Origin of the sequence: Methylobacterium brachiatum (assembly GCF_900113845.1) — a bacterium.
In the GTDB taxonomy this organism is placed as follows: Bacteria; Pseudomonadota; Alphaproteobacteria; order Rhizobiales; family Beijerinckiaceae; genus Methylobacterium; species Methylobacterium brachiatum.
Map to the genome: position 1 here is coordinate 22,790 of NZ_FOQW01000019.1, position 14,372 is coordinate 37,161.

Sequence of the window (14,372 nt, forward strand, 5' to 3'; positions counted from 1 at the left end):
GGGATCAGGCCGCCCCGCGACCGCGTGCGGCCTGCACGGCGAGGTCGAGGCCGATCATGCCGAGGATCGCCAAGCCGGTCAGGGGAAACAGCGCACCGAGGCCCGCGATCACCAGGGTGACGGTGACGATTACGCGCCGATCCCGCGGCCAGGGCGGGACGCCGAGCCCGCCGGCCGGCCGGCGCTTCCACCACATCGTGGCGGCGGTGACGGCGAGGAGGATCGTGGCGAGGCAGAAGGCCAGCATGGCGAATTGGTTGGCCCGGCCCCAATGCTCGCCCTTGTGGATGCCGATCCCGTACTGGATCGCCCGACCGACCGGCCCGAGATCGGCGAAATGCACGTCGACGAGGGGCGCCCCGGTATATTGATTAAGCGAGATCATCCGCTGCTGGGCGACGTCGTGGGGATAGGACGCCGCGGCGTAGACGCCGTCCGCGCCGACCGGCAGCGCCAGCTCGTAGCCCCGCGGCATGCCGAGCCGAGCCAGGATCGCGGCCGCCTGATCGATGCCGATGGGCTCCGCTGCCCTCCCGGAGGGCTGCGAGCGCGGCACCGGCGCATCCTGCAGGGTCCAGCCGGCATCCGGCAGACGCGCGCGCATCGGCACCGTGGAGACCGGCCGGCCGGCCCACAGGATCGTGGGCTGGCCGAGGCCCGCGGCATTCGACCAGCTGCGCAGCTGCTGCCCCCACCAGAGCGACCAGGGCAGTCCGGTGATCGCCAGGAAGAGCAATCCGCCGCCGGCGATGAACCCGGTCACGGCGTGCAGGTCGCGCCACCAGACCCGGCGACGCGGGCTGCCGCGCAGGCTCACGACGCCGCCCACCTGGCCCCGCGGCCACCACAGATACACGCCCGTGATCACCAGGATGATGGCGAAGCCCGCCACCACCTCGATCACCGCGTTCGCGAAGGTGCCGACATAGCTGAGGCTGTGCAGGCCGCGCACGACCATCATGAACTCGCCGTCGCGGTCGACGCGGTCGAGCACCGATCCGGTATAGGGGTCCAGGTAGACGAGACGCTTGCGGCCGCCTTCCGAGAGGGTGACCAGGGCCGAGGCGTCGGGTGCGGCCGGGTCCGTGTAGGAGAGCGGCACCCCGTCCGGCTCGGCCTGCAGGGCGTTGAAGATCAGCCGGTCCGGCCCGAGCGGCGGCGTGGCCTCAATCGCCACGCGGGTCCGGTAGGCGAACAGGCTGCCATTGATCTCATCCTTGAACAGGTAGAGCGCGCCGGTCGCCGAAAGGGTGATCAGGAACGGCAGGCACAGCAGCCCGGCATAGAAATGCCAGCGCCACACGGCGCGATAGACCGCCTCGCGGGAGGCGCGCAGAGCGGCGACGGCCCCGAAGGCGGGGGCGCTGCCGTGCAGGAGAATCGACATGGGATTGGTCCGGGCCTGAACGATCGGAAGACGGGATCGTCAGGCGGCGGGCGGACCTCGGGCGCTGGTGGCGGTGAGCGGCGGCCCGGTCTTCGGATGCGCCGCTTCCGCGCGCCAGACGAGGCGCAGGGACGGTGCGAACGGCCAGGCCACGGCAACCGGCTCCGATGCCGGCAGCGCCACGCCGGTCACCTGCACCAGGGTACAGCACGGATGGGCGTGGAGCGGGGCCGGACCATCCTCCGGCGCGCCGGACGCGTGCTCGGCGCACAGGACCGCCCCGGGTGATCCGAAAGCGTGGGCCGGTGTGGCGAAGCCGAGGAAGGCCTGGAGCAGCAGCGCGTAGAGCGCGACCATCCCGATGATCGCGCGGCCTTGAACCGTCTGGGGCAGGCACCGGCGCATGGGTCTTTTGTTAGGCGTCGCCGCCGCCCACCGTCAACGGGGCGCAGGCGCATTCACGTGTCGATCGCGTCGCCGCAGACAGGCGCGACCGGCCCCGCGATCAGTGGCAGATGATCTGGACCGTGAAATCCCGGGCCTTCTCGGCAATGCCCGCACCGTCCATCGGGTCGGTGGTGCGGACATTGATCGGCGCCTCGACGCCGTTCGCCTCGAGGAAGTTCAGGGCGATCGTCGACTTGATGGCGAAGTTGACGTTCTGCGGAACGTCCCCGGACGCGAAGGCGACCTGCTTCGATTGGACCACGCCGACGATGTTCCCGTACTGGTCCAGGGCCGGGCCGCCGCTGTTGCCCTGGTGGACCGGCGCCGAGATCTGAATCTTGCGCGTGTCGTCGCCCGAGCCCGCAGTGGCGGTGACATTGCCGATGGTGAAGTTGCCGGTCGAGGCCAGGACATCGCTCTGCGGGTAGCCGTAGACATAGACGTTCTCGCCGAGCCGCGCCCGGACCGACAGGGGCGGGACGACCTTCTGCGGGGTATCGGTGGCCAGCACCGCGAGATCGTTGGTCGCGTCCTTGGCCACGAGCCGCGCCGGGATCGAGGGGCGGCCGGGCTGCCGGACGGAGAATTCCGAGCAGGATTCGACCACGTGATTGTTGGTGAGCAGGTGCCCGCGCTCCGACACGTAGAAACCGGTGCCGGTGCTGACCATGCCGGCCTCGAGCTTGCGCGACTTGGGAAGGCCGGGCGCCTCCTTCGCGGCGGCGGAGATCACGTCCTTCTGGCAGCCCATCACGGCGTCGAACGCCTCGGTCGATCCCACCAGCGACAGGACCGCGATCTGCCGCCCCTGGAAGATCACGCTGATCGTGCCCGAAGCGGACAGATCGGCGACGAACCGTTCCTTGAGGCCCGACTGGAACAGGCCGCGGGCCTCCCCGCGCTCGAAGCCCGTGAAGGTGCCGCGCCATTTCTCGCGGCCGGCGAGCATCTGCAGCTCGTATTGCCCGCCGACCTCCAGCGACCGCCATTTGGGGTTCGTCAACGCCAGATAGGATGAGCCGCGGGCACCGCCGAAGCCGAACCACAGGGTTGTGCCGTCTCCGTAGCTCGCAGCGGCGAGGCAGCCGCCGAGGCTCTCGCTGTAGCCGATCGACCAGCCGGCGACTTTCCCGAAGGTCTTGTCGACCGTCAGGTTCGGCGGGGCCGGCGAGGCCGCGGCGGCTGTCGCCGCGAGGCTCGCCGTCAACAGGGCAGACCAGGCAAGCTTCGATCGGGGCATGGGGGCGATCCGGTCTGCGTCAGGGGGAAGCGGCTCAGCGCTTCTGGCTCACCGCCGTGGTGGCGCTGCCCTGCGACGGCGCGAACGGATCGGCCGAGGCATTCACCACCTGCGCCCCCGACGGTCCCGCCGCCGGCTGCATCGGACGCTGACGCGCCCGCGCGACCCGCCGGTGCGGCGCACGCCGCACCTCGTGGATGACCCGGACGGTGCGCGTCGGCGCACGGTAGATGACCACCGGGCGCTCCCGCGCGGCCTGCGCGGCGATCGAGCCCGCGATGACGCCCCCCAGCACGCCGCCGGCCAGGCCCCCGAACACGGCACCGGCGCTCTGCGCCTGGGCCGGCACGGGCGCGAGACCCATCCATGCAACCGCGCCGGCCGCACAGGCGGCAACCAGGAAACGCCCCGTCATAAGCTTGCCCTCATCAGATCAGAATCGAATCAGGATCCGGTGAAAGCTTATCTCGACGCCCGGTCTTGTGAAGTGGCTTCGTTGAGGGCTACGTATTTAAGGTTGCCGACAGACTAATTGATTCGCGCGCCGGTGCGTAAACAATGCTGAGTGATATCGCGACGGGATGCTGAACACGCGGCCATCTGGCCAACCGCAGGGGTCTGCAATGGCGCAGCAGCACGCCGAACGCGGCCCGAGATTGATTGCCTGGACGGGTGACGGGCGCCGCCGCAACGCGATCCGAACGATTCGGTCATGCCGCGCCGGCAGGAGGCGGCAGCGCAATGCCAAGCGCGGCGCTCACGCATCCTGTGCCCGACGCTCAGCGGCGTCCGGCGGTCTCGCTAGCGATGTAAGTGACGTGAGGTGGCTGGGGGACCTGGATTCGAACCAGGACTAGAGGAGTCAGAGTCCACCGTTCTACCGTTAAACTATCCCCCAACAGGCCGGTGGATCCATAACCCACGCGACCGGACAGCGCCCCTGCCGGCTTGGCGGCTCCGGGCGTGGGCGGTGGGATATGCGGAATGCCGCGGCAGGTCAACCGTGCGTTCTGCGGTTGACGCGGCGCCCGGGGCGTCCATAACCGGGACGCCGCGTTTGCGGCCGGGAAGGGTGGCCGAGTGGTTTAAGGCAGCGGTCTTGAAAACCGCCGTGGGGGCAACTCCACCGTGGGTTCGAATCCCACCCCTTCCGCCAAATCAGAACACATCGCGGGCGAGCGGCCGCGACCTCTGTGGAAGTCAAAGCAGCCGCCATGGGCCGGTCGTAACCGCTGACCGCGTGTCCAGCATTCGCGCTTCGGAACACGTCTCCGGCGCTCCAATGTTACGACGCAGTGTCGATCGGCCGGGTGTCCGAGCGCCGACGATACCGCTGATAACCCAAATCTCCCACGCATTTACCCGTCCTTAACGCTGCGATCGCAATCTCCGCGCGACGGGAGGGCGCGGAATGCTCGATCAATATGGCGGGCGGGCAAGCGGCGCCGCGTCCGGTGGGGCTGCGATGCGCAGCTTGGCCAAGGCACGGGACCATCGGGCCCGCGGACGATTCGACCGGGCCGAATCGACCCTGCGGCGGGTGCTGGGCGCCGAGCCCAACCATCCCGAGGCGCATTACGAGCTCGGCCAGATCGCGGCGCGCCACGCCCCCGAGAAGGCCGTGACCCATTTCGTCACGGCGCTGCGGGGCGCGCCCGAACGGCCGAACTACTGGCTGGCCCTGGCCACCGCGCTGCTCGCCATGGATCGTCAGCCGGACGCGCGCGCGATCCTGGAGCGCTACAAGGCGCAGAGCTTCAACCCCGAGGCGCAGCCGCTCAACGCGGCCTTTCTCGAGAGCACCTTCGCGTCGGCGCAGCTGCGCTACGACCGGGGTGAATACCGCTCGGCGGAGGCGTTGCTCGACCTCGTCCTCCTCCTCGACGAGACCCACGCGCACGCCACCTATCTCGCCGGCGTCATCGCGGCCCGGACCAACCGGCCCGAACTGGCCTATGACCTGATCAGCATCGCGCTCTACCGCGAGCCGAAGAACCCCCTGTTCTTCAGCGGCCTCAGCACGGTCCTGACCAATCGCGGCGACCACGACGGCGCCATCTCCGCCCTGGAGAAGGCCCTCGAATTCGATCCCGACCTCGCGATGGCGCATGCCAACATCGCCGGGGTCTATCAGCGCCGGTTCCGGTACGGTGAGGCCCTGCGCCACGCCGAGCGCGCGATCGTGCTGGAGCCCGGCAATGCCGGCGCCCACAGCAACCGCGGCAGCGCGCTGCTGGCCCTCGGGCGTCTGGGCGAGGCCGTGGAGGCGTTCGACCGGGCCCTCGGCCTCGATCCGTCCAAGCTGTTCGTCGCCTCCAACCGCCTGTTCGCCAAGCTCTACGCCGCCGACATTCCGCACGCGGAATATGCCGCCGACGCCCTGGATTACGGCCGCCGCTATGCGGACCCGCTCCTGCGCCGCCGCCCCTTCGCCAACGATCGCGACCCGGAGCGCAAGCTGCGCGTCGGCTTCGTCTCGGGCGATCTGTGCAACCACGCCCTGGTTCGCTTCTTCGAGCCGTATCTGCGCGCCATCGACCGGGACAGCATGTCGGTGCTGGCCTACATGACGCATGCGAGCGAGGACGCGTTCTCGCGGCGGTTGAAGCCGCTGTTCGACGGCTGGCACAATCTCGCGAACCTCGACGACGACGAGGCGGCCGACCGGATCGAGGCCGACGCGATCGACATCCTCGTCGACCTGTCGGGCCACAGTGCCGGCAACCGGCTGCTGGTGTTCGCGCGCAAGCCCGCCCCCGTCCAGGTCACCTGGATCGGGCATCCCGGCACGACCGGACTGGCCGCGATCGATTACCGTCTGACCGACGCGATTACCGATCCGCCCGGCCTCGCCGAGCCCCTGCATGCCGAGCGTCTGTGGCGCCTGCCGCGGGTCACGGCCACCTATGCCGGCGTCGACAACCTGCCGCCGGTGCGGGAGCGGGCGCCCTTCGAGGATGAAGGCCACATCACCTTCGGCTGCTTCAACCGCCTGACCAAGGTCTGCGACGCCGTCCTCACGACCTGGGCGAGCATCCTGGACGCGGTGCCGGAATCCCGGCTGTTCATGGTGGTGGGCGACATCGGGACCCCCGAGGTCCGCGAAGCCGTGGAAACCCGTCTGATTGCGGCCGGGCTGCCGCTCGACCGGGTGATCTTCCAGCCACGCGTCAACACCGGCTACCACGAGCTCTATCACCGGGTGGATATCGCCCTGGATCCGTACCCGTATAACGGCGGCACGACGAGCTACGACACCCTATCGATGGGGGTGCCGTTCGTGACCTTGCGCGGCGGCCATGCGGCGGCGCGCACGGGCGTCTCGGTGCTCACCGCGATGGACCTGCCGGAGCTGATCGCCGACAGCGAGGCGGATTACGTGGCCATCGCCCGGGATCTGGCCCACGATCGCGATCGCCTGCGCACGGTCAGGGCGGGGCTGCGCGAGCGCTTCTATGCCAGCCCGCTCATGGACCATGGCGGCCTCGCCGCCGATGTCGACGCGGCGTTCCGGGCGATGTGGCGGAACTGGCTCTCCGAGGAGCAGGTTTGAGGCGCGATTCGGCGCGACGTGCGGAAACCGCCGCCCGCCGCCGATCCGGATACCGGTTCGGCGGTCGCGAAGCCGTCGATTCGAGGACCGGGCTGCGGGTCCGAGCGGGCTCAGGCACAGCATACGGTTCCTCCTGTCCTCGTCGTCGGGGTCGGCGAGAGGCTTGAAGGAGCGAGCCGTCACGGGTCGCGTGGCCGTCAGAAGCACGCTTTCGGGGCTCGGCGATGCGGGCACCTCCGGAGGGAGGGCGCTCGCGTCGGTGGGGGGCCCTTCGGTTCCGGAGCGAGCCCTGTCGTGTCGTGTCGTGCGGTAACGCCACCGGGCGCGGCTCTCGCCGAACGCTCGCTCATGACCGGGCGCGGATCCGTGGTCGAACCGTGCGATCCGAACCTCCGGCCCGCTGAGAGCGGCAATTTGGACCGATCACATTGATCTGCGCACTATCGAGTGCGCGAATAGAAGTTGCGGCCGTGACCGTGGATCCTGTCGAGCGATGCGTTGTTTCTGCTGCTCTTGAAATATAGGGCCCGCTTTTCTGGTGCAGCCGGAAGATCATCAATTTCCCGATTGTTGTGCGATCCCAGAAAAAACTCGTTAACCACGTTTATCGAACGCCCTTTTTCGGCTATCAAATCAATATCTCGGCAAGCCCTTGGGTGATACACCGCCGGAGCCGCCAATAAGACGGCTTCTCGATCAAAAGGATCGTTACGATGTCTTCCAGCGTCACCCTCACCGCCGCCACCCGCCAGAACCTGCTCTCGCTGCAGGATACGGCTTCGCTGACAGCGACCACCCAGAACCGGCTCTCCACCGGCCTGAAGGTCTCTTCGGCGCTCGACAACCCGGTGAGCTTCTTCACCTCGCAAGCTCTCAGCCAGCGGTCCGGCGACCTCGGCAACCTGCTCGACGGTATCTCGAACGGGATCCAGTCGATCCAGGCCGCCAACCAGGGCATCACCTCGATCCAGAAGCTGGTCGATCAGGCCAAGTCGGTTGCCAACCAGGCGCTGTCCACGCAGATCACCACCACCGGCACCGCCTCGACCGCCTACAGTGCTGCATCCGCCAGCACGATTAACCTGTTCGTCAACGGTGCGGCCACCAGCGTCGCACTGGCAACGACGGACACGCTCGACGGAGCTCTGACCAAGCTCAACGCCGTCGTCGGCGCCGGCAGCTTCACAAAGAGCACGGACGGCACCAAGATCGTGATGAACGCGTCCTCGGACGTGGAATTTGCATCCGCGGGCGACCAGACGATCTTGGGCTTCTCGGCCGGTACGGCCGCGTCGGGCCCGACCTACGGCACCACCACCGCAGTCGGTCAGAGCTCGGACCTGAGCGTGTCGGGCGTCACGGCCCGCGCGACGCTCGCCTCGCAGTACAACAGCCTGCTGACCCAGATCGATCAGCTCGCCGGCGATTCGAGCTTCAACGGCACGAACCTGATCAACGGCAAGGGCGACAACAACAACCTGACGATCAACTTCAATCCGAAGGGCAACTCGAACCTCACGGTCACCGCGACTGACGAGACCTCGAGCGGTCTCGGCCTGACGTCGATCACCAGCACCTCGACGAAGACGTCGACGGTCGGGCAGGGCAACTTCCTGCTCAACGCCGACATCAACACGACGCTGAACAAGCTCACGACCGCATCGAGCCAGCTGCGGACCGACGCTTCGACCTTCGGTTCGAACCTGTCGGTGGTGCAGAACCGTCAGGACTTCAGCAAGAACCTGATCAACGTGCTCGATACCGGCTCGTCGAACCTGACGGCGGCCGATCTCAACCAGGAGGCTGCGAACTCGCAGGCCCTGTCCACCCGTCAGTCGCTGGGCATCTCGGCCCTGTCGCTGGCGAACCAGGCCCAGCAGGGCATCCTGCAGCTGCTGCGCTAAGCGTCAGCCGCATCAACGTCGGAACGGCCGGGGCCTCGCCCCGGCCGTTTCTTTTTGGCCCCGGGCCTCAGCTGCGTCGAGACGACGGCGCCCCCGCGCGCCGGAGGGCCTCGGCGAGGGCACCCCCGCCGGTTTCCGGAGCCGGCTTCGATCGCGCGTGACGCGGGTCGGGCGCCGGTTCGCTGGAGCGCCGCGGCTGCGCGCCCGGCTCGATCGGGTCGTCGAGCCGCATCGACAGGCCGATGCGCTTGCGCGGGACATCGACGCTGAGCACCAGCACCCGGATGACCTCGCCGGTCCGGACCACCTCGGCGGGCGAGGCGATGCGCCGGCGGGCCATGGCGGAGATGTGGACGAGGCCGTCCTGGTGGACGCCGATATCCACGAAGGCGCCGAACGCCGCGACGTTGGTGACCACGCCTTCGAGCTGCATGCCGGGGCGGAGGTCGCCGATGGTCTCGACGCCCTCCTGGAAACGCGCCGTCTGGAAGGCCGGGCGCGGATCGCGGCCGGGTTTCTCCAGCTCACCGATGATGTCGCGCACGGTCGGCAGGCCGAAGCGCGTATCCGTGAAGGCTTCGGGGGAAAGCTGGCTCAGGGTCGCGCTATTGCCCAGCAGCACCCGGATATCGCTCTTGGTCGCCTGAAGGATCCGCCGCACCACCGGGTAGGCTTCCGGATGGACGCCGGAGGCGTCGAGCGGATCGTCGCCGCCCTGGATGCGCAGGAAGCCCGCGGCCAGCTCGAAGGTCTTGGGACCGAGACCCTGCACCTTCTTGAGCGCCGCCCGTGTCCGGAACGGGCCGTTCGCGTCCCGGTGGGCGACGATCCGGTCGGCCATCGACGCGCCGAGGCCCGAGACCTGCGCGAGCAGGGCAGGGGAGGCGGTGTTCACGTCGACGCCCACGGCGTTCACCGCGTCCTCGACCACCGCCGAGAGCTGGCGCGACAGCTTCGTCTCGCTGACGTCGTGCTGGTACTGCCCGACGCCGATCGATTTCGGGTCGATCTTCACCAGCTCGGCGAGCGGATCCTGGAGCCGGCGGGCGATCGAGGCGGCGCCGCGATGGGACACGTCGAGATCGGGCAGCTCCCGCGACGCGATCTCCGAGGCCGAGTAGACCGATGCGCCGGCCTCCGAGACGGTGACCTTCGCGAGCGTCAGGTCGGGATTGGCGGCCACGACCTCGGCGGCCAGCCGCTCGGTCTCCCGGGAGGCGGTGCCGTTGCCGATGGCGATCAGCTCGACTTGGTGCTGGCGGCAGAGCCGGCCGAGGCTCGCCACCGCCTCCTTCCAGCGCCGCTGCGGCTCGTGCGGATAGGTGGTCTCGACCGCCACGATTCGCCCGGTCCGGTCGGCCACCGCGACCTTCACGCCGTTGCGGTAGCCGGGATCGAGCCCAAGCGTCGCCCGGCCGCCCGCGGGGGCGGCGAGGAGCAGGTCCTTCAGGTTGCCGGCGAAGACCTTCACGGCCTCGTCCTCGGCCCGCTCGAACAGCCGGGTGCGCAGATCCTGCTTGATCCCGGTTCGGATCTTGGTGCGCCAGGCGGTGCGCACGGTTTCCATCAGCCAGGCATCGCCCGGCCGGCCCCGCGCGGCGATGCGATGCCGGCTGCAGATCGCGGCCTCGAACGGTCCGGGCCGGCCCGGTTCCGAATCCTCGCCTTCGGCGGTGAAGGCGACATCGAGGATCCCTTCGCGTTCCCCGCGCAGGATCGCGAGGATCCGATGCGACGGCATGCGCTCCAGCCGCTCGGACCAGTCGAAGTAATCCGAGAATTTCGCGCCCTCGGCCGCCTTGCCCTTGCGGATCTTCGAAGCGAGCTGACCGATCCGCCAGAAATCCGCGCGCAGGCGGCCGACCAGATCGGCGTCCTCCGCGAGATGCTCGATCAGGATCGCCCTGGCGCCCTCCAGGGCGGCCTCGATGTCGGCGACCCCCTTCGCTTCGGAGACGAACGGCGCCGCGGCGCGCTCGGGCGCGAGCTCGGGCTTGGCGAGCAGCGCCTGGGCCAGGGGCTCCAGCCCGGCCTCCCGGGCGGTCTGCGCCTTCGATCGGCGCTTGGGCTTGTAGGGCAGGTAGAGGTCCTCGAGGCGCGCCTTGGTGTCGGCGGCGGCGAGGGCGGCGGCGAGGTCCGGCGTCAGCTTCCCCTGGGCGCGGACGCTCTCGACGATGGCGGCGCGCCGGTCGTTGAGATCGCGCAGATAGGCCAGACGCTCGTCCAGCTTGCGCAGCTGGGTGTCGTCGAGGCCACCGGTATTCTCCTTGCGGTAGCGGGCGACGAACGGGACGGTGGCGCCGCCGTCGAGCAGCGCCACGGCGGCGGCGACCTGCGCCTCTCCGACCCCGAGTTCCTCGGCGATCAGCGCGTTCACGGATGTCATGCGGGCTCCGGCAGCGAGGGGCGGGGCCCTGCCATAGCCACCGGACGCCCGGATGCAAGGCGCCGGCGGTGCCGGTCAGTCGTCGCGCTGCGGCTCGTCGGCGGATTTGACGGAGCGGGCGAAGTCCAGGACGCGCCGTCTCTCCGATGAGTTTTCGAGGGCGAGCCACAGACGCAGCAACTCCTCGGCGTCTGCCAGGCGGTCGGGCGTCGTCTCGCCGAAGAAATCCTCGGTCGAGCAGCCGAGCGTCCGAGCGAGGTTCTGGAGCGTCAGGCGCGACCGTTCGGCCGAGGATTCGCTGCCATTCGCCATGAATTGGGTCCGATTCGTCGCCTCAGCAAGCGATGCCGCACAGGTATCCGCTGAACAGTCGCAGCTCGTGATGGACGAGAGATCCGGTCGGACCGATCGCCGCCGGGTTGCTTGACCTGGAGCGACGCGCGGGCCGAGACGCGCCGGGGCTGCAAAGCGTTGCAACGCGCCCGCGCTCCATCGCGCCGGGATCGAACCGATTCGGGCCTCTACGGTCAAGGTGCGCGGGGAAACCTTCCGGTGACGGTACGCAATCAGACCATCGAACGGTGAGGGTGTGGACCGGCATCGGCGGCGCCTGAGCCCCGCGCCGCGCGGGCGTCATCGCCCTGTCACCGGTGCGTGCTCGATTCTCGGCAACACGTCCTGGATGGCGAGAAGCCCGTGCGCTTCGAGATCCGCGCCAGCAACCGGTCGCACTGGTCCTGGGTCCTCGTGAACGAGACCGAGGAGACGGTGGTCGAGTCCCGGCGCGGCTTCCCCTCTCAGGCGCAGGCGACGGCGGCCGCGATGGCCTTCGCGCAGCTGGTCGCCCGGGCCGGGCGCAATCTCGCGGGTGTCCCGCGCGCCGGCGGCTTTCTCTAAAACGAAACGGCCTCAGGACGCTCGCAAAAGGCCGTCGGCGTCATACCGTGCAGACGGAGGCGACTGGGGCGCTCAGGCCCGGTGCCGCAGCAATCCCATCACGCTCCAGCAGGCGATGAAGCAGCCGACGCCCATGGCGCCGAGGCAGCTGATGGTGCGCACCGGCTCCCCGCGGGCCAGCACGATGGCGAGAGCGAGGGGCAGAAGCAGGAACGCGAGCAGCAGGGTCATGGAGAGCTCCCTTCGGGCCAGCCGAAACTAGGGCCCGATGGTTAATCACTCCTGTCGGCGGCGGCCCGGGTTCGAGCGCTCGAGCCGACACGACACGCCGCCGAACCGGCATCCCCCTCGACAGCCGGCGCTAGTTCAGCCGCACCAGCCGGTCGAGGAGCGCGCGATCGTGCAGCAGCGCCATGCGTTCCTTGGGCGAGAGCCAGGCCCGGGCTTCGGCCACGGTCTCGGCCTCGCAGATCTTGGCGGTCGCCAGGGTCTGGTCCGGATTGATGGCGCCCCGGGGGCGCGACAGGCCGACCGGCAGCATGCGGGCATGGGCCTCGGCCAGGGCCGGGTCGGCGTGGAGCGCCTCGAGGGCGTCGGCATCGTCGAGACCCTGGGCGGCGTTGCGGGCCGCGAGCGCACCGGCCCGGAGGGCGATCTCGGGCGGGGTCGCCTCCTCGGGGGTGGCGAGCAGCAGGCGGCGCTTGAGGGCGAGGCCGAGGCCGAGCTGGCCGCTGGCCCAGGAGATCGGGATCGCCAGCACCAAGCCGAGGATCGTCGGGCTCATCCAGAGGAACAGCGAGGTCGCGAGCGCGAAGGCCGCGATCCCGGCCACCAGGCCGAGCGCGGTGTGCCAGCGATGGCGGGCGACGATGTCGCGCATCGGGATCGAGCCGTCGTCGCGCCGCTGCGGGTTCCAGCCGGTGTCGCGCCCGAGCAGGATGCCCATCACCGAGCCGGACTGGATCACCATCGCCACCGGGGCGACCAGGGCCGAGAGCAGGATCTCGACCAGGCTCGATAGGACCAGCCGGCCGGCGCCGCCGCAGGCCCGGCGCACCGGGCCGTCCAGCAGGGCCAGGATCAGGCCCAGGACCTTCGGGGCCAGCAGCACCGCCATGGTCAGGCCGAACAGCTGGAGCGCGCGGACCGGGTCGAACCGCGGAAAGACCGGCGAGAACCCGGCACCGCCGAAATAATCCGGCCGCTCGGTGGCGGTCTGCAGGACCAGAAGGATACCGACCACGAGCTGGCACAGCCAGAGCGGGGAGGCGAGGTAGCCGGCGATGCCGGTGGCGAAATGCTGGCGGGTCGCCGGGTGCAGACCGGCGGCGCCGATCACCCGTGCGTGCTGGAGGTTGCCCTGCGCCCAGCGCCGGTCGCGCACCGCGACGTCGATCAGAGAGGGCGGGCTCTCCTCGTAGGAGCCCGGCAGGCGGTGCAGCATGTAGACCGCCCAGCCCGCCCGGCGGATCAGGGCCGCCTCGACGAAATCGTGGGACAGGATGTGGCCGCCGAAGGGCGGCTTCCCGGGCAGGTCCGGCAGGCCGCAGGATTGCGCGAAGGCGCGGGTGCGGATGATGGCGTTGTGGCCCCAGTAATTGCCGTCGCGCCCCGACCAGGCCGACAGCCCGGCGGCGATCACCGGCCCGTAGATCCGGGCCGCGAATTGCTGGAGGCGGGCGAACAGGGTGTTGCGGTTGATGATCAGCGGCAGGGTCTGGATGATGCCGGCATCCGGGTCGGCCTCCATGGCGGCCGCGAGCGCCACGATCGCCGGGCCGCTCATCAGGCTGTCGGCGTCGAGCACCAGCATGTGGTCGTAATGGCCGCCCCAGCGGGTGACGAAGTCGCCGATATTGCCGGCCTTGCGGTGATGGTTCTTGGGCCGGTGCCGGTAGTAGAGCCGGGCGCCGGGGCCGAGGCGGTGGCGCAGGTCGAGGAAGGCCCGCTCCTCGGCGATCCAGGCATCGGGCTGCGTCGAATCGGAGAGGACGAACCAGTCGAAATGGTCGCCGAGCCCGGTGGCCTCCACGGCCTCGCGCATGGCCTCGACGCCCGCGAAGGTCCGGGCCGTGGCCTCGTTGTAGACCGGCATCAGCACGGCGGTGCGGCTGTGGAGCGCGGTCGGGACCGGGTCCGGCCGTTTCCGGCGCAGCAGCAGCGCGAAGCCGAGCAGGCCGCTGGTGAAGGCCAGCGCGATCCACGAGAAGGTCAGGCAGAACAGCACCACCAGGACGAGCTGGAGGGCGGTCGGGCTGCCGGAGACCGACACGGTCTCGACCATCTGCCAGCCGCCGTAGCCGGTGAGCGCCAGGGCACCGCCGAACACGAACAGCCGGGCCGCCCAGGGGCTTCTCGCCTTGCGCGCCGGCCGGTGGGCGGCCGCGCGATCCCAGGTCGAGAGATCCTGCACCGGCATCGCCAGGGGCGCCTCGGGCGGCATCGCGGCTTTCGTGTCGGGACGCGCGGCGCCGGCATCCGGGCGGGATGCGGGCGGCGGCAGGGTGGTGGTCTCGTCCAGGCGCACGGTCGGGTGTGATCCTCGGGGTGATGGGCGG

At 69.7% G+C, this 14,372-nt stretch carries 11 protein-coding genes and 2 tRNA genes; 4 read left to right on the plus strand and 9 right to left on the minus strand.

From position 1 onward, the window contains the following. Positions 1–4 precede the first annotated feature (4 nt). From BMZ47_RS22295 to BMZ47_RS22315, 5 genes are all read right to left on the minus strand, one after another. Positions 5–1,387, minus strand: coding sequence for a PepSY-associated TM helix domain-containing protein (locus BMZ47_RS22295; protein ID WP_091864257.1), 1,383 nt, complete (start codon positions 1,385–1,387; stop codon positions 5–7). Between the two features lie 39 nt (positions 1,388–1,426). Then, entirely contained in the window at positions 1,427–1,792 is a 366-nt protein-coding gene (locus tag BMZ47_RS22300; protein WP_007568661.1) for a hypothetical protein, read from the minus strand. Positions 1,793–1,892: 100 nt separating this feature from the next. After that, positions 1,893–3,074: a S1C family serine protease gene (locus tag BMZ47_RS22305; RefSeq protein ID WP_091864258.1), complete on the minus strand. Its 1,182-nt coding sequence runs from the start codon at positions 3,072–3,074 to the stop codon at positions 1,893–1,895. A gap of 34 nt (positions 3,075–3,108) precedes the next feature. Further along, a complete protein-coding gene (locus BMZ47_RS22310) occupies positions 3,109–3,438 on the minus strand; it encodes a hypothetical protein (protein ID WP_139221048.1) in 330 nt (109 codons plus the stop codon). 460 nt (positions 3,439–3,898) lie between these two features. Further along, positions 3,899–3,972, minus strand: a tRNA-Gln gene (locus BMZ47_RS22315). 168 nt (positions 3,973–4,140) lie between these two features. On the opposite strand from BMZ47_RS22315, the gene BMZ47_RS22320 reads away from it, so the two are divergent. The 3 genes from BMZ47_RS22320 (at position 4,141) to BMZ47_RS22330 (ending at position 8,531) form a co-directional block, all read left to right on the plus strand. Then, a tRNA-Ser gene (locus BMZ47_RS22320) sits at positions 4,141–4,230 on the plus strand. 309 nt (positions 4,231–4,539) lie between these two features. Further along, the gene (locus BMZ47_RS22325; RefSeq protein WP_244536907.1) at positions 4,540–6,627 is read left to right on the plus strand and encodes a tetratricopeptide repeat protein; all 2,088 of its coding nucleotides are present in this window, start codon (positions 4,540–4,542) and stop codon (positions 6,625–6,627) included. 713 nt (positions 6,628–7,340) lie between these two features. Beyond that, complete coding sequence (locus tag BMZ47_RS22330; RefSeq protein ID WP_091864261.1) at positions 7,341–8,531, plus strand: flagellin N-terminal helical domain-containing protein; 1,191 nt, start codon at positions 7,341–7,343, stop codon at positions 8,529–8,531. Between the two features lie 67 nt (positions 8,532–8,598). Here the strand turns inward: BMZ47_RS22330 and BMZ47_RS22335 are convergent, their stop codons facing one another. Both BMZ47_RS22335 and BMZ47_RS22340 read right to left on the minus strand, forming a co-directional pair. Next, the gene (locus tag BMZ47_RS22335) at positions 8,599–10,917 is read right to left on the minus strand and encodes a Tex family protein (protein ID WP_091864262.1); all 2,319 of its coding nucleotides are present in this window, start codon (positions 10,915–10,917) and stop codon (positions 8,599–8,601) included. 75 nt (positions 10,918–10,992) lie between these two features. Beyond that, positions 10,993–11,229, minus strand: a complete 237-nt coding sequence (locus BMZ47_RS22340; protein ID WP_091864263.1) for a hypothetical protein — start codon at positions 11,227–11,229, stop codon at positions 10,993–10,995. Between the two features lie 384 nt (positions 11,230–11,613). Between BMZ47_RS22340 and BMZ47_RS22345 the strand changes: the two genes are divergently transcribed. Further along, entirely contained in the window at positions 11,614–11,814 is a 201-nt protein-coding gene (locus tag BMZ47_RS22345; RefSeq protein WP_091864264.1) for a hypothetical protein, read from the plus strand. A gap of 72 nt (positions 11,815–11,886) precedes the next feature. Here the strand turns inward: BMZ47_RS22345 and BMZ47_RS28690 are convergent, their stop codons facing one another. Both BMZ47_RS28690 and mdoH read right to left on the minus strand, forming a co-directional pair. After that, complete coding sequence (locus tag BMZ47_RS28690) at positions 11,887–12,045, minus strand: hypothetical protein (protein ID WP_167369087.1); 159 nt, start codon at positions 12,043–12,045, stop codon at positions 11,887–11,889. A 130-nt stretch (positions 12,046–12,175) separates the two neighbouring features. Continuing rightward, positions 12,176–14,341 carry a glucans biosynthesis glucosyltransferase MdoH gene (gene mdoH, locus BMZ47_RS22350; RefSeq protein WP_091864265.1) on the minus strand — a complete coding sequence of 722 codons (2,166 nt, stop codon included), beginning with the start codon at positions 14,339–14,341 and terminating at the stop codon, positions 12,176–12,178. Between the last annotated feature and the right edge of the window lie 31 nt (positions 14,342–14,372).

Coding starts and splice junctions, on each gene's coding strand:
- BMZ47_RS28690 (WP_167369087.1), bottom strand. CDS start 12,045: ATGACCCTGCTGCTCGCGTTCCTGCTTCTGCCCCTCGCTCTCGCCATC.
- BMZ47_RS22340 (WP_091864263.1), bottom strand. CDS start 11,229: ATGGCGAATGGCAGCGAATCCTCGGCCGAACGGTCGCGCCTGACGCTC.
- BMZ47_RS22300 (WP_007568661.1), bottom strand. CDS start 1,792: ATGCGCCGGTGCCTGCCCCAGACGGTTCAAGGCCGCGCGATCATCGGG.
- BMZ47_RS22305 (WP_091864258.1), bottom strand. CDS start 3,074: ATGCCCCGATCGAAGCTTGCCTGGTCTGCCCTGTTGACGGCGAGCCTC.
- BMZ47_RS22335 (WP_091864262.1), bottom strand. CDS start 10,917: ATGACATCCGTGAACGCGCTGATCGCCGAGGAACTCGGGGTCGGAGAG.
- BMZ47_RS22325 (WP_244536907.1), top strand. CDS start 4,540: ATGCGCAGCTTGGCCAAGGCACGGGACCATCGGGCCCGCGGACGATTC.
- BMZ47_RS22330 (WP_091864261.1), top strand. CDS start 7,341: ATGTCTTCCAGCGTCACCCTCACCGCCGCCACCCGCCAGAACCTGCTC.
- BMZ47_RS22295 (WP_091864257.1), bottom strand. CDS start 1,387: ATGTCGATTCTCCTGCACGGCAGCGCCCCCGCCTTCGGGGCCGTCGCC.
- BMZ47_RS22310 (WP_139221048.1), bottom strand. CDS start 3,438: ATGGGTCTCGCGCCCGTGCCGGCCCAGGCGCAGAGCGCCGGTGCCGTG.